This is a genomic window from Microbacterium sp. KR10-403, assembly GCF_040196215.1.
Lineage (GTDB): Bacteria > Actinomycetota > Actinomycetes > Actinomycetales > Microbacteriaceae > Microbacterium.
Window position 1 is genome coordinate 1 of the sequence record NZ_JBEGDC010000002.1, and the last position, 25539, is coordinate 25539.

Below are 25539 nucleotides of genomic sequence, written 5' to 3' on the forward strand. Positions count from 1 at the left end.
AGCCCGAAGGCCAGGACGAGGTTATTTGGCATTTGACAAGTGCACGCTGTTGAGTTCTCAAGGATCGGACGCACCCACAACCCGGCCAACCAAGACCATCGCGCAGGGCAACTTCACAATCATACCCGACCCGAGCGGCTTGTCTATCCGACACGCCGACCTCTTCGATCGGGAGTTCCCATCCTATCACCACCCCGACGGCTCTGACACCGCGGAATGAAGGCGATGGGGGTGGTTCGCTGCTTGAGGGGGCGGAGGCCTTCCGGCCGCTTCGCTCTTCCCTTTGGGGCGAACAAGTAATACTTTACGCACCGATCGGCCGATCGGGCCAATCGGTGCTGCACCCCGGGCGTGTCGCGCTGGTCACAGGGCAAAACGTCGTTTCAGCGCCGGCGTCGCAGCTGCACGCCTACCGCCAGCAGCACGGTCGCGACACCCCAGATCGCGCAGGCCGGGGGCAGCACGCGATAGGCGAGATGCGCCACCGTGAACGACGGAGTCAACGGCCCGTGGACCGCCAGTCCGATCACCCATGCCATCGCAAGTGTGATCGGCAGCGCGAGCAGCCATGCCCACGGCATCCACTCGGCCGTCACGCGGCAGAGCGTCGCCGGCGGAGTGCGCCGCCACCAGATCGCCGCCCACACGGCGAGTACGGCAAGGCCGACGAGGCTCGAGCCGTGCTGGATCCACTTGTAGCCCGGGAGCGGACCCCAGGCGGCGTCGAGCGCCGGCAGCACCTGAACCCCGAGTCGGCCCTCGTGGCTGAACGCATCCCAGGCGAGATGCGACGCGACGCCGATCGCGAGCGCGGCGACCAGCAGCAGGATGCCGACGACCGACGCCCTCGCCGCGCCTCGGCGCGCACACGTCTCCCACGCGGATGCGGCGGCACCGGCATCCCACTCCCCCGGAAGCCTGCGCGCGATGAAGGCCGGCACGAGCTCGCGGGCGGCAGGTCGGAGCACGCAGCGCCACAGCAGCAGGAGCGCCGCTGCGAGCAGCACGGTCGCCGGTAGCCAGGCCGGATCGTGAGTCCAGCCGTAGTCGACCGCCGTGCCGCGCAGGAACAGCGGCAGGTCAGGCGTCATCGCGCCCACCGCGACGGCCGCCGGCGCCAGCGGCGTGCGCGCGAACGGCAGCGCGACGATCGCATGGCTGGGCGTGAACGGCATGGCTCAGGCCGTGACGAACACCCCGGCCAGCGTCTTCTTGCCGCGGCGCAGGACCGACACGCGTCCCGGCAGCGCGCCGGTGATCAGGGCGCCCTCGTCGTCCACCCGGACGCCGTCGAGCGACACGCCCCCCTGGGCGATCGCACGTCGGCCCTCGCTCAGGCTGGTGACGAGCCCGGTGCCGACGAGCGCCTCGACGACGGTCGTCTCGATCGACGCCTCCGTGTGCGGAAGCTCTTCCAGTGCGCTGCGCAGCACCCTCGGGTCGAGGGACGTCAGATCACCCTTGCCGAACAGCGCCTCGGACGCAGCGGCGACGGCGGTCGCGGCATCCAGCCCGTGCACGATCGTGACGACCTCGGCGGCCAGCCGCTTCTGCGCCTCGCGGCGGAAGGGCTCCGCCTCGACGAGACGCGCGTACTCCTCGATCTCGGCACGGGTGAGGAAGGTGAAGACCTTGAGACGGTCGACGACGTCGGCGTCATCGGTGTTCAGCCAGAACTGGTACATCCGGTACGGGCTGCACATGTCGGCGTCGAGCCAGATCGCATTGCCTTCGCTCTTGCCGAACTTCGTGCCGTCGCTGTTCGTGATCAGCGGCGTGCCGATGGCATGCACGGACGCGCCCTCGACGCGGTGGATGAGATCGACGCCGCTGGTGAGGTTGCCCCACTGGTCGGACCCGCCGGTCTGCAGCACGCAGCCGTACTGCCGGAACAACTCGAGGTAGTCGAGTCCCTGCAGGATCTGGTAGCTGAACTCGGTGTAGCTGATGCCGGCATCGGAGTTGAGCCGGGCGCTCACCGCGTCCTTCTTCAGCATCGTCCCGACGCGGTAGTGCTTGCCGATCTCGCGGAGGAAGTCGATCGCCGACAGCGGCGCCGTCCAGTCGAGGTTGTTGACCAGGCGCGCGGCGTTCCCGCCCTCGAAACTCAGGTAGCGCTCCACCTGGGCGCGGAGCTTTCCCACCCACTCCTGAACCGTCTCGCGAGTGTTCAGTGTGCGCTCAGCGGTGGGCCGCGGGTCTCCGATGAGCCCGGTCGAACCGCCCACGAGCCCGAGCGGCTTGTGCCCCGCCAACTGCAGGCGGCGCAGCAGCAGGAGCTGCACGAGGTTGCCCAGGTGCAGACTCGGCGCCGTCGGGTCGAACCCGCAGTAATAGGTGATCGGATCCCCGCCCAGCACGGCGCGCAACGCCTCTTGGTCCGTGGAGACATGCACCAGGCCGCGCCAGACCAGTTCGTCCCAGACGTTGTCGAACGTCGGGTCGTTGGCCGGCGCGAGGGCGCTCAGAGCGGGTGTTGACACGCCGTTCAGAGTATCAGCGCCGATCGCCACGATTTCGCCGTGGGCGAACAGCGGTGGCGACGCCGAATTCTCCGCCCTGTGGTCTGACCACTGTGGTTGAATAGGTCTGTGGTCAGACCACATGGTCGGCCAGGGACGCTGTCCCTTACAGCAGGCGCGGAACACGGAGGACATCATGCGCACCACACGGAAGGCCCGATCTCTCAGGGGCCTTCTGGCCACGCTGCTCACAGCGGGGCTTCTCACGACCGGAACGGCCGCCGTCGCCGTACCCACGGGAGGCGGCGTGGACGCGCCCGCCAACGACGTGGACAGCGAGTTGATCATGACGGGCACAGCCGCCGGACAGGGCGTCCAGGGCTCGATCGCCCCCGCTGACACCACCTACGATCCGACACAGGGGTACCCGGATGAGATCCCTGCCGGGTTCACCACGATGAACCAGCCCTTCGCCGGCATCATCACCGCCGATGGCACGGCATCGGGCGCTCAGACGCTCCTGATGTACTGCATCGACATCCGCACCTCGACCGCACCCGGATACGGGTACGTGCAGGGCAGTTGGAATGACGCGAGTGTGCCCTACACCGGTTACGTCGCCCGCATCCTGGCGGAGTCCTACCCCAACACAGACCTTCCCGAAGCCGGCGGCGATGTGAACGCGCGCGCGGCCGCCGTGCAAGCGGCCATCTGGTTCTTCACCGACGGCTACGTGCTGTCGCCGAACGAGCCGATCCGCTCGCTGACCGCACAGATCGTCGACAAGGCACTCGTCGACGGCCCCCTCGCCGAGCCCACCGGACCCGATCTCACCATCTCGCCGACGACCGCCACCGGCGTGGTCGGCCAGCTCGTCGGACCCTACACGGTGACCGGCGAGAGCGCCGAGGCGATCACCGTCAGTGCGCAGGGCGTCTCGATGTTCGCCGACGCCGCCGGCGCGAACGCGATCGCCGAGGGCGGCACCGTCCGCAGCGGCCAGCAGATCTGGCTGCGCGCCGAGCAGGGCACCGCCAGTGCCCGGCTGCACGTCACCGGCACGGCCACCGTGCCGGGCGGCAGCGCCTATGTCTACAGCCAGAACGTGTCGGGCGTCGACAAGGGCCAGAAGCTCATTCTCAGCAGGAACAGCACGCTGACCACGGCGGCGGAGGCCACGGCCGAGTTCACCCAGCTCGGGTCGGTGACCGTCGACAAGGCGATCGCCGGGGACGGCGCGGGCCAGCAGAGCGACGTCCTGCTCGCAGTGAAGGGCGTGTTCGACGGGCAGACCGTCCTGAACGAGACCATCACCATCCCCGCCGGGACGACCGACACGACCAGCACCACCTACGAGGGCCTGCCGGTCGGCACCGTCGTCACCGTCACCGAGACGGCGACCGGAGCGAACAGCTCCGTCACCGTGGACACGACGGGCCTGCGGCCGGTCGAGGTGACCGAGGACGGCGCCACGATGGCGATCACCAACACCTACTCTCCGATCGGCTCCGTCGTCATCGACAAGACCATCGCGGGCTCGGCTGCCGGCTACCAGGACGTCGTCTCTCTGCACGTCGTCGGTGTGTACGACGACGAGACCGTCCTCGATGAGACCGTCACCATCCCCGCCGGGACGACCGGCACGAGCAGCACCGCCCTCGACGGACTGCCCGTGGGCACGGTCGTCACCGTCACCGAGACCGCCGACGGCGCCACCGATGCCGTCTCGGTCGAGGTCACCGAGGGCGAGCCCGTGGCCGTCTCGCAGTCCGAGACCGCCGTCATCCACGTCACCAACACCTACGCACACAACGGCGTCGTGGTCGTCGACAAGACGATCGCGGGCGACGGTGCGGGCCTGCAGGGCACCATCGAGCTGCAGGTGACGGGCGTGCACGAGGGCGAGACGGTCCTCGACGAGACGATCTCGATCGCGGCCGGCGCGAAGGATGCCGTGAACACGACGTTCGACGATCTGCCCGTCGGCACGGTCGTCACGGTCACCGAGCCCACCAGGGGCGACAGCGATGCGGTGAGCGTGCAGGTGACCGGAATGGGCACCCAGACGATCACGAGCAGCGAGCCCGTCGCCTTCGACGTGACCAACACCTACACCCGGATCGGATCCGTCGTCGTCAACAAGACGATCGCCGGCCCCGGGGCCGGCCAGCAGGACGACGTGCTGCTGCGGGTCACCTCCGACACGGGTCTGGATCGCACGATCCTCATCCCCGCCGGGACGACCAAGCCGGTCGCGACCGTCATCGACGGCCTGCCCGTGGGCACGGTGGTCACCGTGACCGAGCCGATCATGGGCGCCAACGCGGCCGTGAGCGTGGCGGTCACGGGGCTCGGCACCCAGGTGGTCACCGCCGACGGCACTGCGGCGTTCGACATCACGAACACCTACACGCCGGTGAGCACCGGCACGGATGATCCCGGCACACAGGATGTGGAGCTGCCCGTGACCGGGTTCGACGCCGCCGGGCTCCCCCTTCCGATCGGCATCGCCGTCGGTGCGCTGGTGGCAGGGGGTGTGCTGCTCGCGCTGCGTCGCCGTCTGAGCTGACCCCGAGCGTCATCCCACGGGACGCCGCCGACCGATCCCCCGGTCGGCGGCGTCACCCGTGTCTGCGGCGCCCCGCATGCCAGACTGGCGGGCATGGCGTTCTTCCCGGGTGCGGATGTGCTGCTGACCGCGGCGCTGTCGATCTTCCTGTTCCTCGCGCTGTGTGCGGCGCTCGTGCTGATCGTCGTCTCGCTGCGGCACCCTTCCACGGCGCCGCTGCTGGTGGCCGGCATCCTCGTCGTCCTGGGCCTGGTGATCGTCGCCATCGCGCCGGTGAACGTGCCGGCGATCATGGGGGTCATCCTCAGCGCTCTGGGCATCGCCGTCGCCGTCCTCGGCGGCAACCCGGTCGCACGGCGACTGCTCGAGATCGCCGCCGGTTCGCGTGTGCGCGAGACCGAGGACGGCGGAATCGTGGTCGTCGCAGATGAGCAGGATGCCGCGACCGAGGCTCCCCGCACCCTGATGCGCGGCGGCACGGTGATCGGCTATCTCGAGCGACTCGCGGCCGTCGTCGCGATCGTCGTCGGATACCCCGAGGCCATCGCCGTCGTCGTGGCCGTCAAGGGCATCGGGCGGTTCTCCGAACTGGGCGAGCCCGAGACCCGCGAGCGCTTCATCATCGGCACGCTCGCCAGCCTCGTCTGGGCATGCGCGGTCGGCGCCCTGCTGCGCCTGGCCGTGTGGTGAGCTCAGCCGCGGAGCGCGCGGAAGCCTTCGACGACGGCGTTCGCCCCCGACGATGTGAGCGCCTGTGACACGGCCGATTGCGTGATGCCCTCGGCCTCGGCGAGCGAGCGCTGGGTCGCCCCCATGCAGCGTCCGTATGTGAGCCGCCGCGTACGCTCGCTCATCTGTGTGACCAGATGATCGCGGGCGAGAAGATAGGCGTTGACCATCCGCAGATCATCGCCGCCCTCCGACGCGGCGTCGGATGAGCCCGCGACCGTCGACCAGCGCGCCACCCGTGTGCGCGCCGACGGAACGGTCCGGGCCGCCAGGGCCTCCACGTCCTCGACAGCGGCCCGCGCCGCCCACCAGGCGGTGCCCTCGGAGATCCCCCCGGACGCGGACGGGATCTCACCCGCCTCGCCCAGACCGATGCCGAACCGGCACTCGATGCCGTCGGGCAGTGCGAGCTGGACCAGCAGGGTCGCCAGCAATGCGGCATCCCGGCGTGGATAGACGCCCTGCATCTCATCGCCGACGATGGGGTGCAGCGGCACATCGACCGGCGGCCCGTCTTCGACGAGCCGCTGCAGGACACCGTCGATCGCCCGCTGCGCCGACGCGCGGTCGGCGATGCGTCGGGAGCCGACGATGTCCACGATCACTGCGACAGCCATGCGATGAGCATATCACTTATATTTGCAAATAATAAGTTGCTGACTTATCGAACGTGAATCATAAGTTGCCACACCCGCCGTGCGCGACTCCGCTCACGGCAGCAGGCGGGTCACAGCCCCAGCGTGTGCGCCGCCGACTGCGCCCGCGCCACCAGCTCGGCGCGCTGCTCCGCGACGCGCACCGGTGCGGTGCCGCCCACGCCATCACGGCTCGCGACCGACCCCTCGATCGTGAGCACATCGCGCACCGCAGGCGTCAGATGCGGCGATACCTCGGCAAGCAGCTCGTCCGAGGCATCCTGCAGTCCGATCCCCCGCTGCTCACAGGCGCGCACGAGCGCCCCCGAGACCTCGTGCGCGTCGCGGAACGGCACGCCCTGGCGCACGAGCCAATCAGCGACGTCGGTCGCGAGCGAGAAGCCCTCCGGCGCGAGCTGCGCCATGCGCGCGGTGTCGAACCGCATGGTGGCGACCATCCCGGCGAATGCCGGCAGCAGCAGTTCGAGGGTGTCCACGGAGTCGAACACCGGCTCCTTGTCCTCCTGCAGATCACGGTTGTAGGCGATCGGCAGGCCCTTGAGAGTGGTCAGGAGCCCTGCGAGGTTGCCGACCACGCGCCCCGCCTTGCCGCGCGCGAGCTCGGCGATGTCGGGGTTCTTCTTCTGCGGCATGATGCTCGAGCCGGTCGAGTAACCGTCGTCGAGCGTGACGAAGCCGAACTCGCGCGTGTTCCAGAGGATCACGTCCTCCGCGAACCGCGAGAGGTCGATGCCGATCTGTGCGGAGATGAACGCGAACTCGGCGACGACATCGCGCGCGGCCGTGCCGTCGAGCGAGTTCTCGGACGGACGGTCCAGGCCCAGCTCGCGGGCGACCAGCGCCGGGTCGAGCCCCAGACTGGAGCCGGCGAGCGCTCCCCCGCCATACGGGCTCACCTGTGCGCGCGCGGCCCAGTCGCGCAGCCGCTCGAGGTCGCGCACGAGCGGCCAGCCGTGCGCCTGCAGATGGTGCGCGAGCAGGATGGGCTGCGCGTGCTGCAGATGCGTACGACCCGGCATGATGGCTTCGGGGTTCGCCTCGGCCTGCGACACGATGGCGTCGATGAGGCGCAGGATGCCGTGGGCCACGGTCTTCGCGTGATCGAGCAGATACAGCCGCACGAGGGTGGCGATCTGGTCGTTCCGGCTGCGCCCGGCGCGCAGACGCCCGCCCAGGTCGGCGCCGGCGCGCTCGATGAGTCCCCGTTCCAGGGCCCCGTGCACGTCCTCGTCGCTGTCGGCGGCGACGAACGCGCCCGTCGCGACGTCGGCCTCCAGTCGATCGAGCGCCTCCCGCATACCCGCCAGCTGTGCGTCGTCGAGGTAGCCGGCCGCGTGCAGAGCCACCGCGTGCGCGCGGGAGCCGGCGATGTCGTACGGGGCCAGCGCCCAGTCGAAGTGCGTGGACTTGCTCAGCGCCGCGAGCTCCGGCGAAGGACCGGAGGCGAACCGCGCGCCCCAGAGCGCGCCCTCATTGGTGCCGTGCGCGTGTGCACCCTGCTGCTCGCTCACGCGGCGTCCTCCCGCGAGCTGCCGTTCTGTCGAAGCAGCCAGACCAGCAGCGCCTTCTGCGCGTGCAGCCGGTTCTCGGCCTCGTCCCAGACGACCGACTGCGGGCCGTCGATGACCTCGGCGTCGACCTCGTAGCCGCGGTCTGCCGGCAGGCAGTGGATGAAGATCGCGTCGCTCTTGGCCAGCGTCATCATCTCGGTGGTGACCTTGTAGCCGCCCAGGTCGCGGATGCGTTCGAGCTTCTCCTCCTCCTTGCCCATCGAGACCCACGTGTCGGTGACGATGATGTCGGCGCCGGCCGCGGCCTCATTGGGGTCGGTGTACAGCGTGATCGAACCGCCCGTCTCGGCCGCACGGCGGTCGGCGTCGGCGACGACGTCTTCGCGCGGCGCGTACGCGACCGGCGAGGCCACGCGCACGTGCATTCCGGCGGTGACGCCGGCGAGCACGTAGGAGTGGCCCATGTTCGAGGTGCCGTCGCCGAAGAAGGCGAGGGTCAGGCCCTTCAGCTCACCCTTGTGCTCGCGGATCGTGAGCAGATCGGCCAGCAGCTGGCAGGGGTGGAAGTCGTCGCTGAGGGCGTTCACGACCGGCACGCGGGTGTTGCGTGCCATCTCCTCCAGCCCGGCCTGCGCGTAGGTGCGCCACACGATGGCCGCCACCTGGCGCTCGAGCACACGTGCCGTATCGGACGGGGTCTCCTTGCCGCCGAGCTGGCTGTTGGCGGTGGAGATGATCAGCGGCGAGCCGCCGAGGTCGGCGATCCCGACCGCGAAGGAGACCCGAGTGCGGGTGGACGACTTGTCGAAGATCACCGCGACCGTCTGCGGACCCGACAGAGCCTTGTTGGCCCAGCGGTCCTTCTTCAGCTCGACCGCGAGGTCGAGGATCTCGGCCTGCTCGGCCGGGGTCAGATCGTCGTCACGGAGCAGGTGGCGGGTCATGCGTCGTCCTTCGCATCGGATGCCGCGACTTCGGCGAGCGCGGCGGAGAACAGGGTGGTGAATTCGTCGACCTCGGCATCGCCGATCGTGTAGGCGGGCGCGATGCGGATCACATCGGCCGTCGGCGCGTTGACGATGAGGCCGCGCCGCTGCGCGGCATCCCGCACCTCGGCTGCGACGGGCGCCGACAGCGTGATGCCGATCAGCAGGCCCGCACCGCGGGTGCCGGTGACCAGCGGCAGCGACGCGACGGCCGCGCGCAGCTGGGCGCCGCGCTCGGTGACGTTCTGCAGCAGCCCTGCGTCTTCGATCTCGGCGAGCACGGCGCTGCCCACGGCGGTGGCCAGCGGGTTGCCGCCGAAGGTCGAGTTGTGCGTGCCCGGGTAGAAGAGGTCGTTGTCGCCGAAGGTGACCAGCGCTCCCAGCGGGAAGCCGGCGGCGATGCCCTTGGCCAGGCTCATCGCGTCGGGCACGATGCCCTCGCGCTGGAAGGCGAACCACTCCCCGGTGCGGCCGACGCCGGTCTGCACCTCGTCGACGATCAGCAGCGCGCCGTGCGCGCGGGTCAGCTCGCGCGCGCGCTTCAGGAATCCTTCGGGCAGCGGGACCACACCGGCCTCGCCCTGGATGGGCTCGACGATGAGGGCCGCGACGGTGTCGTCGATCCCGGCTTCGAGCGCCTCGATCGTCGGGTCGATGTGCGCCACGTCGGGCAACAGGGGACGGAACGGGTCCTGATATGCCGGCTTGGGCGTGAGCGACAGCGAGCCCATCGTGCGCCCATGGAAGGCGCCGTTCAGGCTCACGATCGTGCGCGTGCCGGTCTTGTGCGCGTGCAGGCGTGCGAGCTTGATGGCGGTCTCGTTGGCCTCGGACCCGGAGTTCGCGAAGAACACGTGACCACCCTCGCCGGCGCCCGCCAGCCGCTTGAGCCGTGCGGCCAGCGCGAGCTGCTGGGGCGTGGCGAAGTAGTTCGACACGTGCGCGAGCGTCGCCGCCTGCGCGGCGATGGCGTCGACGAACACGGGATGCGCGTGTCCGAGTGCGTTCACGGCGATGCCGCCGAGGAAGTCGAGATAGCGGGTGCCGTCGGCATCCCATACGTGCGATCCCTCGCCGCGGACGAGCAGCGCCAGCCGCCCGCCGAGGTTGAGCAGATCGCGGGATGCCTCATCCTGCCACGTCGTCATTGTGCGACCACCTCCGTGCCGATGCCCTTCTGGGTGAAAAGTTCGACGAGCACCGAGTGCGGCACCCGTCCGTCGATGATGGCCGCGGTGTCGACGCCGGCCTCGACCGCGTCCAGGCACGCGCGCATCTTCGGGATCATGCCCGACTCGAGGCGCGGCAGCATCTCGCGCAGTTCGGGCGCGGTCAGATGCGACACGAGAGAGTCGCGGTTCGGCCAGTCGGCGTACAGGCCCGCAACGTCGGTGAGGACCACGAGCTTCGTGGCCTGCAGCGCGATCGCGAGGGCGGCGGCCGCGGCATCCGCGTTCACGTTCAACGAGTGCCCCGGGTTGTCGAGATCGGGAGCGATCGACGAGACGACGGGGATGCGCCCGGCGGCGAGATGGTCGAGGATCGGCTGCGGGTCGACCTGCACGACGTCGCCCACTCGCCCGAGGTCGTGCTCGACCCCGTCGATGACGACGCCGCGGCGACGGCCGCCGAACAGCCCCGCGTCCTCGCCGGAGAGCCCGGTCGCGATCGGCCCGTGCGCGTTGATCTTGGCGACCAGCTGCGGGTTGATCTGGCCGGTCAGCACCATGCGGACGACGGAGATCGCCTCGGTCGAGGTGACCCGATAGCCGCCCTTGAACTCGCTCGGGATCGCGAGACGGTCGAGCATGGACGAGATCTGCGGACCGCCGCCGTGCACGACGACCGGCTGCACCCCGACGTAGCGCAGATACGCGATGTCGGCGGCGAACGCGTCTTGCAGATCTTCGGAGACCATGGCGTTTCCGCCGTATTTGATGACGATGACCTGATCGCGGAAGCGCCGCAGCCAGGGCAGCGACTCGATGAGGGTCAGCGCCTTGGCCGACGCCTCGGCGGGGTCGGTCTGCTGCAGGTCGATCTCGCTCATGAGGAGTACGCGCTGTTCTCGTGGACGTAGTCGTGGGTGAGGTCGTTCGTGAGGATCGTGGCGGTGGCCTCGCCCGACTTCAGGTCGATGACCAGGTGCGTCGCGCGCGGGGTCAGATCGACCTCTTCGCGGGGCGCGTCGGGGCCGCCCTCGGTACACACCCGCACCCCGTTCATCCACACGTCGGTGTCATAGGGGTCGAAGGCGGCCTGCGTGGTGCCGATCGCCGCCAGCACGCGCCCCCAGTTCGGGTCGTTGCCGAAGATCGCCGCCTTGAACAGGTTGTTGCGCGCGACCGACCGGCCCACCTCGACGGCCTCAGACTCGGATGCCGCATGCCGCACCTCGATCGTGATGTCGTGGCTCGCACCCTCGGCGTCGCCCTGCAGCTTGCGGGCGAGTTCGTTGCACAGGTCGGTCAGCTCGGCGGTGAACGCCGCGAGGTCGGGCGTCACCCCGGACGCCCCCGATGCCAGCAGCGTCACCTGGTCGTTGGTCGACATGCAGCCGTCGGAGTCGAGCCGGTCGAAGCTCACTCCGGTGGCCGCCCGCAGCGCGGCGTCGGCCTGCGCGGCGTCGAGCACCGCGTCGGTCGTGATGACCACGAGCATCGTGGCAAGGCCGGGCGCCAGCATCCCGGCCCCCTTCGCCATGCCGCCCATCGTCCATCCGTCTCGGGTGCGGACGGCGGTCTTGCTGACGGTGTCGGTGGTCATGATGGCGGATGCCGCCTCCTCGCCGCCGTCGACCGAGAGCGCCGCGACGCCCTTCTCGACACCGTCCAGGACCTTGGCGCGGAACACCTCGTCGCCGGATCCGATGAGCCCGGTCGAGCAGACGATGATGTCGCCGGCGCTGACGCCCAAGAGATCGGCTGCCTTCTCGGCGGTCTGGTGCGTGGTCTGGAAGCCGAACGTGCCGGTGAAGCAGTTCGCCCCGCCCGAGTTGAGCACGACGGCCTCGACGACGCCGTCGCCGATCGCCTGCTGCGACCAGAGGATCGGGTTGGCCTTCGCGCGGTTGCTCGTGAACACCGCTGCCCCCACCTTGGCGGGACCGCGATTGACGACGATCGCGACATCGGGCTTGCCGGTGGACTTCAGGCCCGCGACGACGCCGGCCGCCTCGAACCCCTTCGCTGCGGTGACGGTCACGGGGCGACTCCGTTCACGGTGAGTGCGCGGCCCTCTTCGAGGCCCAGCGCGATGTTCATGGACTGCACGGCGGCACCCGCCGTGCCCTTGACGAGGTTGTCGACGGCGGTGACGACGGTGACGCGGTTCACATCGCGGTCGATGTGCAGGCCCATCAGCGCCGTGTTGGCGCCGATGACGTCGGCCGTCCGCGGGTAGTCGCCCTCCGGCAGCAGCTGCACGAACGTCTCGTCGGCGTACGCCCGCTCCCACGCGCCGCGGATCTCGGCATCGGTCGCACCGGGCGTGATCGGCGCAGAGCTGGTGGCCAGGATCCCACGGGCCATGGGCACGATCACCGGGGTGAACGACAGGTGCACCTCGGCGGCGCCGGCCGCCCGCAGCGACTGCGCGATCTCGGGGATGTGCCGGTGCACACCGCCGACCGCATAGGGATTTGCCGACCCGAGGATCTCGGCGCCCAGCAGATGCGGCTTCAGGCTCTTGCCGGCGCCGGACGGGCCGACGGCGAGGACCGCCACGAGATCGGTCGCATCGATGACGCCTGCGGCGACCCCGGGGGCGAGCGACAGCGCGACCGTCGAGGCGTTGCAGCCGGGGGCGGCGATGCGCGTCGCGCCCACGATGTTCGCGCGCTGCTTGCCTGCCGCCACGGGAAGCTCGGGAACGCCGTACGCCCACGGCTCATGGAAGACACCGCCGTAGAAGCCGTCCCAGTCGGCCTGCGAGACGAGGCGGTGGTCGGCTCCCGCATCGATCACCAGGCCCACGTCGGTGAGCGCGTCGGTGTATTGACCGGACTGCCCGTGCGGCAGCGCGAGGAAGACGATGTCGTGGCCGGAGAGGATCTCGGGCGTCGTGTCCTGCAGCACCAGGTGCGCGAGCGACCGCAGGTGCGGCTGGTGCTGGACGAGCGGTTGACCGGCGTTCGAGTGCGCCGTCACCGTGCGGATCTCGATGTCGGGGTGTGCGGAGAGGATGCGGAGGATCTCTCCCCCGGCATAGCCGGATGCGCCGGAGACGGCGACCGAATAGGTCATTCTTCTACCTTAGTTTCCAGGATCGCCGGAACTGAGCCGGCACGGACCGATGACGGCGACTCCCTCGTCCGCCCGCGAGGACGGATGACGGCGTCGCCTAGAGTCGGCGGTCGCCCAGACGTCGACGCGCGCAACCGAGGCTCACACGGAGCTGCTCGAGGTTCGCGGCCGAAGGCATGGCCCGACGATAGCCGCCGGGGCGCGGCATCCGCAAATCGAACGTCACAGATGAAGAGCGAGGAATGCCGTCGCACGCTCCCAGGCGTCGGCGGCCGCATCCTCGTCGTACCGCCGGCCGGTGTCGTTGAAGAACGCGTGCTCAGCCCGGTCGTACACCACCGGGGTGAAGTCCACGCCGGCGGCGGTCATCTCCTGACGGACGGCGGGCAGCGCGTCCATCAGCGCCGCGTCCTTGCCGCCGTAGAGGGCCAGCACTGCCCCCTGGATGCTCTGGATGCGGGACGCGTCGGGGGCCGTGCCGTAGAACGGCACGATCGCTCGGACACGGTCGTCGGCCGCTCCCAGAAGGAACGCGTAGGTGCCCCCGAAGCAGAAGCCCACGGTTCCGATGCGCCCGTCGACACCGGGCTGCTCGTCGAGCCAGTCGACCGCCGCGGTCAGGGCCCCGACGGCCCAGGCCGCGTACTCGGGAGCACGCGCTTCAGCGAGCGCCTCGCGCATGCGCGGCTGTGCCGCGGTGCGCATGGCCTCGTCGGCAGAGTTCATGAGCGCGAACAGCTCCTGTCCCATCGCCGGCGCCACGCCCACGTGACTGAGGATGTCGGGCGCGATCACGACGTAGCCCTCGCCGGCGAACCGGTCGGCGACGGCGCGGATGTGGTCGGTGAGCCCCCAGATCTCGTGGATGACGACGAGGCCTCCGCGAGGCTCGCCCGCGGGACGGGCGACATGGGCATCGAAGGTGGCCCCGTCGGGGGCGGTGAGCGTCAGCGTCTCGGGCATGCTCTCACGCTAGCGCGACGCGGTCGGTCAGTCGCGGATCTTCGCGCCGAACCGCTCGGCCGCCAGCTCCACACCCTGCAGTTTCGCGTCGGTCGCCTCGGCCGCCGTCAGCGTCCGGTCGGCCGCGCGGAACAGCAGCGCGAAGGTCAGGCTCTTCGTGCCCTCGGCCACGCCCTGCCCGCGGTAGTCGTCGACCAGCCGCAGCGATTCAAGCAACGACCCGCAGCCCTCTTCGAGGGCGACGCGCACGGCCGCGGCCGGCACCTCCACCGGGACCACCAGCGACACGTCCTGCGTCGCAGCCGTCTGGGTGGAGAGGGATGCCGCGGCCACCGAGGCCCCGGCCGAGGCCAGCAGCGCATCGAGATCGAGCTCGGCGACGTAAACGCGACCGTGCAGGTCGGCATCGGCGGCCACCTGCGGGAGGAGCTCTCCGGCGTAGCCGACCTCTGCCTCGCCCACGCGCAGGAGCGCCGTCCGCCCCGGGTGCAGCGCCGCGCGCCGCCCCTGCTCGACGTCGACGCGCACGCCAGCGGCGGCGGCGATGACCCGCACCGCGTCGAGCGCGTCGGCGAGATCGGCCGGCTCGGCGACCTGACCGGGCTGCTTGGCGGCGCGGTTGCCGGCCAGCAGCACGGCGACGCGGCGCGGCTGCGGTGGCAGGGCGGCGTCGAGAGCGGCGAGGGTCTCGTCGTCGGGTCGCTGTCCCAGCGGCGGAACGTCGGCGGTGCCGTAGCTCACACCCGGCTCGGGCAGGAACACGGCCCCGAGCTCGTAGAGCGCGAGGTCGGTGAAGCCGCGCGAGAGGTTGCGGTGGGCGACCTGCAGCAGCCCCGGCACGAGCGAACGGCGCAGGTGCGGCGCGTGCCCGTCGAGCGGGTTCGCGAGCCTGACGCTGGGCAGGTGCTCGCCCGAGGCCGACCCGTGCAGGTCGTTCTGCGCCTCGGTCGTGAACGGGAAAGACGGCGTCTCGACGAGGCCGGCCGCGGCGAGCGCGTTCGCGACGCGGCGACGGCCGCGCTGCTCGGCGGTCCAGCCGTTGCCCGCGGGAGGCGTGGGCAGCACCGACGGCACACGGTCGAGGCCCTGGATGCGGGCGACCTCTTCGGTCAGCGTCCACTTGTCGGTCAGGTCCGATCGCCACGACGGCGGTGTCACGAGCCACTGCTCGTCGTCGGCCGCGTAGACCTCGCAGCCGATCATCTCGAGCGAGGACACGATCTCGTCATCGGTGTAGTCGATGCCCACGAGCTTCGAGGCGAACGGCTTCGGCAGCGCGATCGCCTCGCGCTCGTAGGGGGCGAACAGCGCCCCGCCGATCTCGGTGTCGAGCGTGCCGCCGGCCAGCTCCACCATCAGGTCGGCCACACGACGGGCCGCGACGAACGGGATGAGCGGGTCGACGCCGCGCTCGAAGCGCCGCGACGCCTCGGAGGGCAGCTTGTGCCGGCGCGCGGTGCGCGCGATCGACACCTGGTCGAACACGGCCGCCTCGATGAGCACGTTCACCGTCTCACCGCTCATCTCGGTCGTGGCGCCTCCCATGACGCCGGCCAGGCCGATGGGGCCCGAGCCGTCGGTGATGAGCAGATCCTCGGGGTGCAGCGCGCGCACCTGATCGTCGAGGGTGGTGAGCTTCTCCCCCGGCTGCGCACGACGCACGGTGATGCCGTCGGTGAGCTTGTCGAGGTCGTAGCCGTGGATCGGGTTGCCGAGCTCGAGCATCACGTAGTTCGTGATGTCGACGAGCACCGAGATCGAGCGGATGCCGGCCAGCACGAGACGGGCGATCATCCACGGGGGCGTCGGAGCCGCGGCATCCACCCCGCGCACGATGCGCGCGACGAACTCGGTCGCGCCGACGTTGCCGCGGATCGGGGCGTCGTCGACGACCGCGACGGCGAAGCCGCCCTCGGGCTGCTCGAGCTCCGCCCACTCGCGCTCGCCCGGGTCGCGGAAGGCGCCACCGGTGGCGTGCGCGTACTCGCGGGCCACGCCCCGCAGGCTGAGCGCGTAGCCGCGGTCGGGGGTCACGTTGATCTCGACGGCGACGTCGTCCAGGCCGAGCAGGGCGATGGCGTCGGTGCCGACCGGCGCGTCGATGCCGAGATCGGCCAGGCGCAGGATGCCGCTGTGCTCATCGCCGAGCCCGAGCTCGCGCGCGGAGGCGATCATGCCGTCGGAGACATGGCCGTAGGTCTTGCGCGCGGCGATCGGGAACGGGCCGGGGAGGACGGCCCCCGGCAGCGTCACCACGACCTTGTCGCCGACGCCGAAGTTGTGGGCGCCGCACACGATGCCGCGCACCCCGCCGTTCGCCTCGCCCACGTCGACCTGGCACCAGTTGATCGTCTTGCCGTTCTTCTGGGGCTCACCGGTCAGCTCGAGCACCTGGCCGACCACGACGGGACCCGACACCTCGAAGCGGTGCACGTCCTCCTCTTCGAAGCCGACGGACACCAGAGACGCGAGGATGTCGTCGGGCGTCGCCTCCGGCGCCACATCGACGTATTCACGCAGCCACGAAAGCGGGACGCGCATCACACCACCATCCCGAACTGCTCGCTGAAACGGATATCGCCCTCGGCCATGTCGCGCATGTCCTGCACATCGCTGCGGAACATGAGCGCGCGCTCGACGCCGATGCCGAACGCGAAGCCGCTGTACACCTCGGGGTCGATCCCCGCCGCGCGCAGCACATTGGGGTTGACCATGCCGCAGCCGCCCCACTCGATCCAGCGGGCACCACCTTTGAAGGTGGGATGCCACAGGTCGAACTCGGCCGACGGCTCGGTGAACGGGAAGTAGTTGGTGCGCAGGCGCGTCTTCGCCTCGGCGCCGAAAAGCTGCCGCGCCAGGTGGTCGAGCGTGCCCTTCAGGTGCGCCATCGTGATGCCTTTGTCGACGACGAGGCCCTCGACCTGCGTGAACACCGGCAGGTGGGTCGCGTCGTACTCGTCGGTGCGGAACACACGACCGGGCGAGACGATGTAGATGGGCAGCTCGCGTGTGAGCATCGAGCGCATCTGCACGGGGCTCGTCTGCGTGCGCATCACCAGGTGGCGCTCGGGCGGATCGACGTAGAACGTGTCCTGCATCTGGCGCGCCGGGTGATCGGGGTCGAGGTTGAGCGCGTCGAAGTTGTACCACTCGTGCTCGAGCTCGGGACCCTCGGCGACCTCCCAGCCCATGCCGATGAAGATGTCGCCGATCTGCTCCTGCAGGAGGGTGAGGGGATGCCGCGCCCCCACGCGCGCGCGGGACGGCAGCGCCGTGACGTCCACCCGCTCCGCCTCCAGGCGCGCGGCGGTCTCGGCCGCCTCCAGCTCGCCCTCGCGGGTGATGAAGGCCTGGTTCACCCGACCGCGGGCCTGCCCGACGAGCTTGCCGAACTCGGCCTTGCGCTCGGGAGGCACGTCGCGCATGCGCGCGTTGAGCTTCGCCAGCGGCGAGCCCTCGGCGGAGTGCGCGGCGCGCGCGGCCTTCAGCGCGGCCGTGTCGGTCGCGCTCGCGACGGCGGCCAGTGCGGCCTGGACCGCGGCATCCACCGCCTCAGGGGTGATCTCAGAAACCTCGTTCGACACGAGAATCGAGTCTACCGGGGCCCCGAGGCGGCCCCGGACGGGTCACGCCTGACGGCCGTCGAACTTGCCGAGGCCGCGACGCACGGCGATGCGCTCGGTCGCGGTCGTCGGGTCAGCGCCGTCACCGGGGTCCAGGCGCGGCGCCTTCGGCGACCGCCGCGTCCGCCTCTCGACCCGGTACGCCACGTACGACAGCAGCAGACACAGCGCGACGTAGATCGACCCGCCGACGATGGCCGCGGGTACGAGCGGCGAACCGTACTGGATCTGCGTGCCCAGCAGCTTGATGACGTACAGGAGCTCGGGATAGGTGATGATGAAGCCGAGCGCCGTGTCCTTCAGCGCGACGACCAGCTGCGAGATGATGACCGGCATCATGGCCCGCACGGCCTGCGGCAGGAGGATCAGGCGCAGCACGCCGTTCTTGCGCAGGCCGATGGCATAGCCGGCCTCCTTCTGCCCACGCGGCAGCGATTCGACGCCGGCGCGGATCGCCTCGGCCAGCACCGAGCCGTTGTAGGCGATGAGCGCGACCACGACGGCCACGTAGGGGGTGACCTTGATGCCGACGGTCGGCAGACCGTAGTACATGAGCATCATGAAGATCAGGACGGGGATGGCCCGGAGGATCTCGACGATCCAGCCGACCGGCACACGGACCCACGCGTGGTCGGAGAGCCGCCCGACCGCCAGGATGAAGCCGAGGATGAGCGCGCCGACACCCGCGACGATGAACGCGGAGAGCGTGTGCCAGAGCCCCTCGAGGATGCGCACCCAGATGGTCGTGTAGCCGAAGATCGACCACTTCTGCGCGGTGAACTGGCCGGTGGCGTACAGCCGCCAGATGGTGAGGGCGATCAGCGCCACCACGACGAGGATCGTGACCACGCCGAGGATGCGGTTGCGCAGCCGGGCCCGGGGGCCGGGCACGTCGTACAGGACGGAGCTCATCGCTCGACCCTCCACTTCCGTTCGAGGACGCGTTGCAGCCACGCGAGCAGCAGGACGAGGACCACGAAGATCACCGCGATCAGCAGCAGCGTGAGCAGCTGGTTCTCACCGGTGACCATCGCCTGGAAGATGTTGTCCGCGGTCGCGGTGCGGTGCTCGCTCAGATATGCCGTGACCGAGCCGAGGTTGAGCACGGAGAAGCCCGCGGCGACCGTGGTGTTCTTGAGCAGCGCGATGAGCACGCTCATCATCGGCGGCACCACGGAGCGGAACGCCTGCGGCAGGACGACGAGCGTCATGACCTGGCCGAAGCCCAGGCCGAGTGCACGAGCGGCCTCGGCCTGCCCGACGGGCACGGTGTTCACGCCCGAGCGGATCGTCTCGGCGACGTACGTCGCCGTGTAGATGCCGAGCGCGACCGTCGCCAGGGCGATGGCGTTGATGCGCTGCCCCAGCAGGATCGGGATGCAGAACGCGAAGAAGAACATCACCAGCGTGAGCGGGGTGTTCCGGATCCAGTTCACGTACACGGTGCCGACCGCCCGCGCGATGGGCACCGGCGACACGCGCATGGCGCCGACGATGAACCCCAGCACGAGGGCTATCACGCCGCCGATGAAGAACAGGACCAGGGTCCCCTCGATGGCCTGCCACCACAGGTGCCCGACGTCGTCCATGTCGCCTCTCTTCCTGCCCGATCGTGAGTCGTGTGTGTCCCCGGAGGGGGCCGGGCGGCGGTGAGCCGCCGCCCGGCGTCACAGGATCAGCCGACCGGGTCGACCTTCGGCTGCTCGGCGGTCACGCCGGACTTGCCGAGGTTGTTGTCGAAGATCTTCTGCCAGATGTCGTGGCCGTCGGTCAGCGTGTCGTTGAGGAACGTCTGCAGCGCGGTGTCACCCTTCGTGATCCCGATGCCGTAGCGCTCCTCGCTGAACACGTCGCCGACGGTCTTGAGGTGGTCGGGGTCCTGGGCGGCGTAGCCGAGCAGGATCGCCTCGTCGGTGGTCACCGCATCGACCTGGCCCTGCAGGAGGTCCTGCACACAGGTCGAGTAGGTGTCGTATTCCTTGGTCTTGGCCGGGGTCTCGTCCTTGATCCGCTGGATCGAGGTCGAACCGGTCGCCGAGCAGACGACGTCGCTGCTGGTCAGCGAGTCCTTGCCGGTGATCGAGGTGTTGTCCTTGGCCACGAGCAGGCCTTGGCCGGTGACGAAGTAGGGCCCCGCGAAGGAGATGAGCTCCTTGCGCTTGTCGGTGATCGAGTACGTGCCGACGTAGAAATCGATGTCGCCGTTCACGATCGACTGCTCACGGTTGGCGGACGCGATCGGCTTGAAGTCGATCTTGTCCTCGCCGTAGCCGAGGGAGGCTGCCATCCACCGCGCGATGTCGATGTCGAAGCCGCTGCGGGTGTTGGTGGTGGTGTCGAGGTAGCCGAGACCAGGCTGGTCCTCCTTGACGCCGATCGTGACCTTGCCGGCCTTCTGGATGCGGTCGAAGGTCGGGCTGCCGGTGAGGCTCACGTCGGTCGCGACGGTCCAGGGTGTGCTGCTGTCGCCGTTGTCGCCGGCATTGCCGGTGTCGCCGGGCGTGCCGCTGTTGCACGCCGTGAGCGCGATGGCCGCGACGGCGGCGATGCTCAGGCTCGCGAGGATGCGTGTCTTGCGCATGTGTTTCTCCTTTGTGAGGGGTGCAGGTCAGTGGGTGAGGAGCTTCGAGAGGAAGTCCTTGGCGCGCGCCGACGTGGGGTTCGTGAAGAACTCCTCGGGCGTCGCCTCCTCGACGATCTGGCCGTCGGCCATGAACACGACGCGGTCGGCCGCCTTGCGGGCGAAGCCCATCTCGTGGGTGACGACGATCATCGTCATGCCCTCCTGGGCGAGCTCGACCATGACGTCGAGCACCTCGTTGATCATCTCCGGGTCGAGGGCGCTGGTCGGCTCGTCGAAGAGCATCACCTTCGGGTTCATGGCCAGCGCGCGGGCGATGGCCACGCGCTGCTGCTGCCCGCCGGAGAGCTGGCCGGGCAGTTTCTCGGCCTGCGCTCCGACGCCCACGCGCTCGAGCAGCGTACGCGCCTGCGCCTCGGCATCGGCCTTCTTCATCTTGCGGACCTTGATCGGGCCCAGCGTGACGTTGTCGAGGATCGTCAGGTGCGAGAAGAGGTTGAACGACTGGAACACCATGCCGACGTCGCTGCGCAGCTGGGCGAGGCCCTTGCCCTCCTTGGGCAGCTCGGCGCCGTCGATCGTGATCGTGCCGCTGGTGATGGTCTCGAGCCGGTTGATCGTGCGACACAGCGTCGACTTGCCGGAGCCGGACGGGCCGATCACGACGACGACCTCACCGCGGTTCACCGTGAGGTTGATGTCTTTGAGGGCCTGGAAATCGCCGTAGTGCTTCTGCACATCCGTGATGACAACGAGCGGATCACCGCGCCGAACAGAGATGTTCGACGTCTTCGGAGCCGCGTCTTCGGGGATCGTCATGCAGACAACCCTAAGCAACCGCTCAGGAAATCCGCGACTTCAGCGCGGGAGGTTTACCGATCCGTAACCGAGGCGCGCTGCGCGAAGGCCGTCTCGTACAGGCAGACGCTGGCCGCGGTGGCGAGGTTCAACGACTCGGCACGCCCGTAGATCGGCAGGCGCAGCGCCTGATCGGCGAGCTGGAAGGCATCGTCGTCGAGCCCCCGCGCCTCGTTGCCGAACAGCCAGGCGACCGGGCCGGCGAGCACACCCGATTCACGGGCCGCCAGCAGGTCGTCGCCCTTCACGTCGGCCGCCAGCACGCGCAGCCCGGCCGCACGCGCCGCCGTGACGGCATCCACCGCCTCGCCGCCCAGGGCGAGCGGCACGTGGAACAGCGAACCCGTCGTGGCGCGCACGACCTTCGGGTGGAACGGGTCGACGGTGCGTCCGGTCAGGATCACCGCATCGGCGCCGGCGGCGTCGGCGGCACGGATGATCGTGCCGAGGTTGCCGGGATCGCGCACCTGCTCGCAGATGGCGACGAGTCGGGGGGATGCCGCGAACACGTCGCGCATGCGCACGGGGAACTGCTGCGCCACCGCGATCACCCCCTGCGGGGTGACGGTGTCGGCCATGGCCCCGATGACCTGCTCGGTCGAAAAGACGACCTCGATGTCGGCGTCGGCGGCGCGTTCAGCGAGGTCGGTGTGCTTCTGCGCGGCCGTGGGCGTCACGAACAGCTCGACGATGCCGTCGGGCCGGCAGGTGAGCGCCTCGCGCACCGCCTGCGGCCCCTCGAGCAGGAAGAGCCCCGTCTCGTCGCGATGGCGACGCTTCACGAGCTTGGCGACGGTGCGCACACGGGCGGAACGGGGGTTCTCGAGCACCTGCCCAGTCTATGGGCGCAGGACGCACGAGAACGGGCGCCCCTGGAAACCAGGGACGCCCGTTCGAAAAGGATCAGCTCACGCCTTGGGGGCGTTCACGTTCTCCGGCAGCGCCTTCTTCGCGGTCTCGACGAGCGTCTTGAACGCGGCCTGGTCGTTGACGGCGAGGTCGGCCAGCATGCGGCGGTCGACCTGCACCTCGGCAAGGCGCAGACCCTGCATGAGGCGGTTGTAGGTCAGGCCGTTCTGGCGGCTCGCGGCGTTGATGCGCTGGATCCACAGGCGCCGGAAGTCGCCCTTGCGCTTGCGACGGTCGCGGTACGCGTAGACGAGCGAGTGGGTGACCTGCTCCTTCGCCTTGCGGTACAGACGCGAACGCTGACCCCGGTAACCGGAGGCGCGCTCGAGGATGACGCGACGCTTCTTGTGGGCGTTGACGGCCCGCTTGACTCTAGCCATTTCGTTTCGTTCCTAACGTGCAGACGGTGCGCTCAGCGCCCGAGGAGCTTCTTGACGTTCTTCGCGTTGGCCGGCGAGATCGTCTCGTCCTTGTTGAGCCGACGGGTGCGGCGGCTGGACTTGACCTCGAGGTTGTGGCGCATGCCCGACTGCTGCTTCATGATCTTTCCGCTGCCGGTGACCTTGAAGCGCTTCTTGGCGCCGGAGTTCGTCTTCTGCTTCGGCATGTCTCTTCCTTCGTTGTGCATCCCGCTGTCGCGGGAAGGGGTATCCCGCGCGGTGCGGGAGTGTGTGGGGCCTACTCGGCCGATTCCGCAGGAGTCTTCGTGGTCTCCGACGCGGCAGCCTTCGCCTGGCGGGCCGCCTGCTTGTTGGCGGCGCGCTGCGCGTTCTGCTCGGTCTTGACCTCGGACTTGTTCTTGTGCGGCGCGATCACCATGACCATGTTGCGACCGTCGATGCGCGGGTTCGACTCGACGGTGCCCAGCTCGGCGACGTCCTCGGCGAACTTCTTGAGCAGACGGACGCCCAGCTCGGGGCGCTGCTGCTCACGGCCGCGGAACAGGATCATGGCCTTGACCTTGTCGCCCGCCTGCAGGAAGCCCTCGGCGCGCTTGAGCTTGGTCGTGTAGTCGTGGGCCTCGATCTTCAGGCGGAAGCGGACCTCTTTGAGGACCGTGTTGGCCTGGTTGCGACGGGCTTCCTTCGCCTTCTGGGCGGCCTCGTACTTGTACTTGCCGTAATCCATGATCTTGACCACGGGCGGCTTCGAGTTGGGCGCGACCTCGACGAGATCGAGATCTGCCTCCTGAGCCAGACGCTGCGCAACCTGGATGGCGACGACGCCGACCTGCTCACCGTTGGGTCCGACGAGTCGGACCTCGGGGACGCGGATGCGCTCGTTGGTGCGGGGATCGCTGATGCGGAACTCCTCTTCGTGCGGTGGATGTCCGCGACGCAGGGTGCGTCACGGGCGGAGGCGCACTCCACCCGCACGATGCGTGACGCACCGGCTCCGCACCCTGGCTGCCGGTGAACCGGCGGAGTGCAACGACCCGGTAGCCTGGAACGGCAAGCGCGGGTGGGATGTGATCCTCTTTCGAACCGGGCGCAGAGCCCGGAACCCGCCTAGTTTATCAGAGAGAACGACGTGAACACGACAGCTGTGCCTTCGAACGAGGATGCCGCGCGCCAGGCGCGCTGGGAAGAGCAGGAGAAGCGCGCCGCAGCGGCGACCCGCGACATCGCGGATGTGCCCGCCGTGGAGGTCATCACGACCACCGCCGTGCACCTCATGAGCGCCGCGGCCGTCAAGCTGGGACTGGCCGACGACCCCGACGCGCAGCTCGACCTCGACGAGGCGCGCAAGCTCATCAACGCGCTGGCGGGTCTGATCACCGCCGGCGCGCCCGAGATCAGCAGCGCCCACGCCGCTCCCCTGCGCGACGGCCTGCGCTCGCTGCAGCTGGCGTTCCGCGAGGCGTCTCCGGTGCCCGATGCGATCGGCAAGGGACCCGGCGAGAAGTGGACCGGCCCGGTCTCGTGACGGTCAGCGACTGAGCTTCACGCTCAGCGAGTCGACGAGCGTGGCGATGCGGTCGTCGGCGGCCCACCGCCGGGCCAGACGGGCGAGCACGGCGTCGAGCTGCTCCTTGTCGAGGCCGTCCACCAGCTTCAGCCTGACGAGCAGCTCCGGCCCGCGCAGGCGGCCCGTGGGGTCGCCGTCGGCGACGGCGAGGTCGACGACGGCGAGCTCGCGCGCCACGCTCTCCTGGAGTCCTGTGAACACCTCAGCGCTGACGAAGCTCGGCTCCCACGGGATCTGCTGGGCGAGCGCCCACACGGCGGGCCGCCGCAGCACGTGCTCGGTCTCGGAGGCGGGGTCGATGACGATGAGGTCGGTCTCGTCGTCGACGGCGGCCAGAGCCGTGCGCACGCCCTCGACCGGGACGGGCCGGGCCGTGGCATCCCACCGCCCCATCGCCTGCACCGATGAGAACACCGGCAGAACGCGGCGGCCGTCGGGGGCGGCGACGGTGACGATCGAGAGCTCCTGCGTCTTGTCGACGGCAAGACCCGTCGGCCCGACCCCCTCGTCGCCCTTCTCGGCGACCAGAGGGATCAGCAGGCGCGCCTCACGGTAGGCCTCGACGACCGCGACACGGTCGCCCGTGCCGGCGACGAAGGCCGTCAGTGCCGCCAGCAGTGCGGGATCGGCCGACCCGTCGTCACCCGCGTGCGGATTGGTGCGGAACGACCGGCCGGCCCACGGCACCCCGGCCGAGTCGGTCACGTGCGGGTCGTGTCCGCAGGAGTCGTCAGTTGCGTGCGACATCCAGCGCCTCGGCGAGGGTGAACGCCCCCGCGTACAGGGCCTTGCCGATGATCGCGCCCTCGACGCCCAGAGGCACGAGCTCGCGCAGCGCCGTGATGTCATCGAGGCTCGACACGCCGCCGCTGGCGACGATCGGCTTGGGAGTGCGCTCGGTGAGCTGGCGGAGCAGGTCGAGGTTCGGGCCGCGAAGCGTGCCGTCCTTCGTGACGTCGGTGACGACGTACCGGCTGCAGCCGGCGTCTTCCAGACGCGCGAGGACGGTCCACAGGTCACCGCCCTCGCGGGTCCAGCCGCGCGCGGCGAGCGTGGTGCCGCGCACGTCGAGTCCGACCGCGATGGCGTCGCCGTAGCGGCGGATGACGTTGGCAGCCCACTCGGGGTTCTCCAACGCCGCGGTGCCGAGGTTGATGCGGGCGGCTCCCGAGTCGAGCGCGGCCTCGAGCGAGGCGTCATCGCGGATGCCGCCGGACAGCTCCACCTGGACGCCCTTGAGCTGGCGGATGACCTTGCGCAGCACGGCGGCGTTGCTGCCGCGCCCGAACGCCGCATCGAGGTCGACGAGGTGCACCCAGTCCGCGCCCTGACGGGCCCAGTCCACAGCGGCGTCGATCGGGTCGCCGTAGTCGGTCTCGCTCCCTGCCTCGCCCTGGGTGAGGCGGACGGCCTTGCCGTCGGCCACGTCGACGGCGGGCAGGAGGATCAATTCGGGCGTGGCGGCGAAATCACTGGGCAC

25 protein-coding genes are annotated in these 25539 nt (G+C 69.8%); 3 read left to right on the forward strand and 22 right to left on the reverse strand.

What is annotated here, in order from left to right:
- Window positions 1-383: 383 nt before the first annotated feature.
- Together ABMQ42_RS03760 and tyrS are read right to left on the reverse strand one after the other, a co-directional pair.
- Window positions 384-1175: a DUF4184 family protein gene (locus tag ABMQ42_RS03760; RefSeq protein WP_349721519.1), complete on the reverse strand. Its 792-nt coding sequence runs from the start codon at window positions 1173-1175 to the stop codon at window positions 384-386.
- Window positions 1176-1178: 3 nt separating this feature from the next.
- Window positions 1179-2483: a tyrosine--tRNA ligase gene (gene tyrS, locus ABMQ42_RS03765; RefSeq protein WP_349721521.1), complete on the reverse strand. Its 1305-nt coding sequence runs from the start codon at window positions 2481-2483 to the stop codon at window positions 1179-1181.
- 175 nt (window positions 2484-2658) lie between these two features.
- Between tyrS and ABMQ42_RS03770 the strand changes: the two genes are divergently transcribed.
- Complete coding sequence (locus ABMQ42_RS03770; protein ID WP_349721523.1) at window positions 2659-5031, forward strand: thioester domain-containing protein; 2373 nt, start codon at window positions 2659-2661, stop codon at window positions 5029-5031.
- A gap of 93 nt (window positions 5032-5124) precedes the next feature.
- The gene (locus ABMQ42_RS03775) at window positions 5125-5721 is read left to right on the forward strand and encodes a hypothetical protein (protein WP_349721525.1); all 597 of its coding nucleotides are present in this window, start codon (window positions 5125-5127) and stop codon (window positions 5719-5721) included.
- A 2-nt stretch (window positions 5722-5723) separates the two neighbouring features.
- Here the strand turns inward: ABMQ42_RS03775 and ABMQ42_RS03780 are convergent, their stop codons facing one another.
- The 18 genes from ABMQ42_RS03780 to infC all read right to left on the reverse strand — a co-directional run bounded on the left by ABMQ42_RS03780 (window position 5724) and on the right by infC (window position 23432).
- Entirely contained in the window at window positions 5724-6377 is a 654-nt protein-coding gene (locus ABMQ42_RS03780) for a SatD family protein (protein WP_349721526.1), read from the reverse strand.
- Between the two features lie 110 nt (window positions 6378-6487).
- Window positions 6488-7927 (reverse strand): argininosuccinate lyase, encoded by a 1440-nt coding sequence (gene argH, locus ABMQ42_RS03785; RefSeq protein ID WP_349721527.1) that lies wholly within the window; start codon window positions 7925-7927, stop codon window positions 6488-6490.
- Complete coding sequence (gene argF, locus ABMQ42_RS03790; RefSeq protein ID WP_349721528.1) at window positions 7924-8871, reverse strand: ornithine carbamoyltransferase; 948 nt, start codon at window positions 8869-8871, stop codon at window positions 7924-7926. The genes argH and argF overlap by 4 nt, the downstream gene beginning before the upstream one ends.
- Window positions 8868-10061: an acetylornithine transaminase gene (locus ABMQ42_RS03795; protein WP_349721529.1), complete on the reverse strand. Its 1194-nt coding sequence runs from the start codon at window positions 10059-10061 to the stop codon at window positions 8868-8870. Before ABMQ42_RS03795 ends, argF begins: the two co-directional genes overlap by 4 nt.
- The gene (gene argB, locus ABMQ42_RS03800) at window positions 10058-10963 is read right to left on the reverse strand and encodes an acetylglutamate kinase (RefSeq protein WP_349721530.1); all 906 of its coding nucleotides are present in this window, start codon (window positions 10961-10963) and stop codon (window positions 10058-10060) included. Before argB ends, ABMQ42_RS03795 begins: the two co-directional genes overlap by 4 nt.
- Complete coding sequence (argJ, locus tag ABMQ42_RS03805) at window positions 10960-12117, reverse strand: bifunctional glutamate N-acetyltransferase/amino-acid acetyltransferase ArgJ (RefSeq protein ID WP_349721531.1); 1158 nt, start codon at window positions 12115-12117, stop codon at window positions 10960-10962. The genes argB and argJ overlap by 4 nt, the downstream gene beginning before the upstream one ends.
- Window positions 12114-13157 carry an N-acetyl-gamma-glutamyl-phosphate reductase gene (argC, locus tag ABMQ42_RS03810; RefSeq protein WP_349721532.1) on the reverse strand — a complete coding sequence of 348 codons (1044 nt, stop codon included), beginning with the start codon at window positions 13155-13157 and terminating at the stop codon, window positions 12114-12116. The genes argJ and argC overlap by 4 nt, the downstream gene beginning before the upstream one ends.
- A gap of 222 nt (window positions 13158-13379) precedes the next feature.
- Window positions 13380-14120: a dienelactone hydrolase family protein gene (locus ABMQ42_RS03815; RefSeq protein WP_349721533.1), complete on the reverse strand. Its 741-nt coding sequence runs from the start codon at window positions 14118-14120 to the stop codon at window positions 13380-13382.
- Window positions 14121-14147: 27 nt separating this feature from the next.
- On the reverse strand, window positions 14148-16661 hold the full coding sequence (gene pheT / locus ABMQ42_RS03820; RefSeq protein ID WP_349721534.1) for a phenylalanine--tRNA ligase subunit beta: 2514 nt from the start codon (window positions 16659-16661) through the stop codon (window positions 14148-14150).
- On the reverse strand, window positions 16661-17704 hold the full coding sequence (pheS, locus tag ABMQ42_RS03825; protein ID WP_349721535.1) for a phenylalanine--tRNA ligase subunit alpha: 1044 nt from the start codon (window positions 17702-17704) through the stop codon (window positions 16661-16663). Before pheS ends, pheT begins: the two co-directional genes overlap by 1 nt.
- Before the next feature lie 42 nt (window positions 17705-17746).
- A complete protein-coding gene (locus ABMQ42_RS03830) occupies window positions 17747-18655 on the reverse strand; it encodes an amino acid ABC transporter permease (protein WP_349721536.1) in 909 nt (302 codons plus the stop codon).
- Complete coding sequence (locus ABMQ42_RS03835; RefSeq protein WP_349721537.1) at window positions 18652-19332, reverse strand: amino acid ABC transporter permease; 681 nt, start codon at window positions 19330-19332, stop codon at window positions 18652-18654. The genes ABMQ42_RS03830 and ABMQ42_RS03835 overlap by 4 nt, the downstream gene beginning before the upstream one ends.
- A gap of 86 nt (window positions 19333-19418) precedes the next feature.
- The gene (locus ABMQ42_RS03840) at window positions 19419-20324 is read right to left on the reverse strand and encodes a glutamate ABC transporter substrate-binding protein (protein WP_349721538.1); all 906 of its coding nucleotides are present in this window, start codon (window positions 20322-20324) and stop codon (window positions 19419-19421) included.
- Window positions 20325-20351: 27 nt separating this feature from the next.
- A complete protein-coding gene (locus ABMQ42_RS03845; protein WP_349721539.1) occupies window positions 20352-21143 on the reverse strand; it encodes an amino acid ABC transporter ATP-binding protein in 792 nt (263 codons plus the stop codon).
- 53 nt (window positions 21144-21196) lie between these two features.
- Window positions 21197-22012 carry a TrmH family RNA methyltransferase gene (locus tag ABMQ42_RS03850; RefSeq protein ID WP_349721540.1) on the reverse strand — a complete coding sequence of 272 codons (816 nt, stop codon included), beginning with the start codon at window positions 22010-22012 and terminating at the stop codon, window positions 21197-21199.
- Window positions 22013-22090: 78 nt separating this feature from the next.
- On the reverse strand, window positions 22091-22471 hold the full coding sequence (gene rplT, locus ABMQ42_RS03855) for a 50S ribosomal protein L20 (protein WP_349721541.1): 381 nt from the start codon (window positions 22469-22471) through the stop codon (window positions 22091-22093).
- Window positions 22472-22503: 32 nt separating this feature from the next.
- Window positions 22504-22698, reverse strand: a complete 195-nt coding sequence (gene rpmI, locus ABMQ42_RS03860; RefSeq protein ID WP_349721542.1) for a 50S ribosomal protein L35 — start codon at window positions 22696-22698, stop codon at window positions 22504-22506.
- 71 nt (window positions 22699-22769) lie between these two features.
- The gene (infC, locus tag ABMQ42_RS03865) at window positions 22770-23432 is read right to left on the reverse strand and encodes a translation initiation factor IF-3 (RefSeq protein ID WP_349722070.1); all 663 of its coding nucleotides are present in this window, start codon (window positions 23430-23432) and stop codon (window positions 22770-22772) included.
- Window positions 23433-23636: 204 nt separating this feature from the next.
- Between infC and ABMQ42_RS03870 the strand changes: the two genes are divergently transcribed.
- Window positions 23637-24017 carry a DUF1844 domain-containing protein gene (locus ABMQ42_RS03870; protein ID WP_502884631.1) on the forward strand — a complete coding sequence of 127 codons (381 nt, stop codon included), beginning with the start codon at window positions 23637-23639 and terminating at the stop codon, window positions 24015-24017.
- Window positions 24018-24020: 3 nt separating this feature from the next.
- On the opposite strand, the gene ABMQ42_RS03875 is transcribed toward ABMQ42_RS03870, so the two are convergent.
- Window positions 24021-24806 (reverse strand): SseB family protein, encoded by a 786-nt coding sequence (locus ABMQ42_RS03875; protein WP_349721544.1) that lies wholly within the window; start codon window positions 24804-24806, stop codon window positions 24021-24023.
- Window positions 24790-25539, reverse strand: a complete 750-nt coding sequence (gene priA, locus ABMQ42_RS03880) for a bifunctional 1-(5-phosphoribosyl)-5-((5-phosphoribosylamino)methylideneamino)imidazole-4-carboxamide isomerase/phosphoribosylanthranilate isomerase PriA (protein WP_349721545.1) — start codon at window positions 25537-25539, stop codon at window positions 24790-24792. Before priA ends, ABMQ42_RS03875 begins: the two co-directional genes overlap by 17 nt.

Bases quoted from the DNA above. Each gene is read 5' to 3' on its own strand.
- ABMQ42_RS03815 (WP_349721533.1), bottom strand. From the start codon at position 14,120: ATGCCCGAGACGCTGACGCTCACCGCCCCCGACGGGGCCACCTTCGAT.
- ABMQ42_RS03780 (WP_349721526.1), bottom strand. From the start codon at position 6,377: ATGGCTGTCGCAGTGATCGTGGACATCGTCGGCTCCCGACGCATCGCC.
- ABMQ42_RS03845 (WP_349721539.1), bottom strand. From the start codon at position 21,143: ATGACGATCCCCGAAGACGCGGCTCCGAAGACGTCGAACATCTCTGTT.
- argC (WP_349721532.1), bottom strand. From the start codon at position 13,157: ATGACCTATTCGGTCGCCGTCTCCGGCGCATCCGGCTATGCCGGGGGA.
- ABMQ42_RS03760 (WP_349721519.1), bottom strand. From the start codon at position 1,175: ATGCCGTTCACGCCCAGCCATGCGATCGTCGCGCTGCCGTTCGCGCGC.
- rpmI (WP_349721542.1), bottom strand. From the start codon at position 22,698: ATGCCGAAGCAGAAGACGAACTCCGGCGCCAAGAAGCGCTTCAAGGTC.
- ABMQ42_RS03795 (WP_349721529.1), bottom strand. From the start codon at position 10,061: ATGACGACGTGGCAGGATGAGGCATCCCGCGATCTGCTCAACCTCGGC.
- argB (WP_349721530.1), bottom strand. From the start codon at position 10,963: ATGAGCGAGATCGACCTGCAGCAGACCGACCCCGCCGAGGCGTCGGCC.
- pheT (WP_349721534.1), bottom strand. From the start codon at position 16,661: ATGCGCGTCCCGCTTTCGTGGCTGCGTGAATACGTCGATGTGGCGCCG.
- ABMQ42_RS03840 (WP_349721538.1), bottom strand. From the start codon at position 20,324: ATGCGCAAGACACGCATCCTCGCGAGCCTGAGCATCGCCGCCGTCGCG.
- rplT (WP_349721541.1), bottom strand. From the start codon at position 22,471: ATGGCTAGAGTCAAGCGGGCCGTCAACGCCCACAAGAAGCGTCGCGTC.
- argF (WP_349721528.1), bottom strand. From the start codon at position 8,871: ATGACCCGCCACCTGCTCCGTGACGACGATCTGACCCCGGCCGAGCAG.
- ABMQ42_RS03770 (WP_349721523.1), top strand. From the start codon at position 2,659: ATGCGCACCACACGGAAGGCCCGATCTCTCAGGGGCCTTCTGGCCACG.
- ABMQ42_RS03775 (WP_349721525.1), top strand. From the start codon at position 5,125: ATGGCGTTCTTCCCGGGTGCGGATGTGCTGCTGACCGCGGCGCTGTCG.
- ABMQ42_RS03830 (WP_349721536.1), bottom strand. From the start codon at position 18,655: ATGAGCTCCGTCCTGTACGACGTGCCCGGCCCCCGGGCCCGGCTGCGC.
- ABMQ42_RS03875 (WP_349721544.1), bottom strand. From the start codon at position 24,806: ATGTCGCACGCAACTGACGACTCCTGCGGACACGACCCGCACGTGACC.
- ABMQ42_RS03835 (WP_349721537.1), bottom strand. From the start codon at position 19,332: ATGGACGACGTCGGGCACCTGTGGTGGCAGGCCATCGAGGGGACCCTG.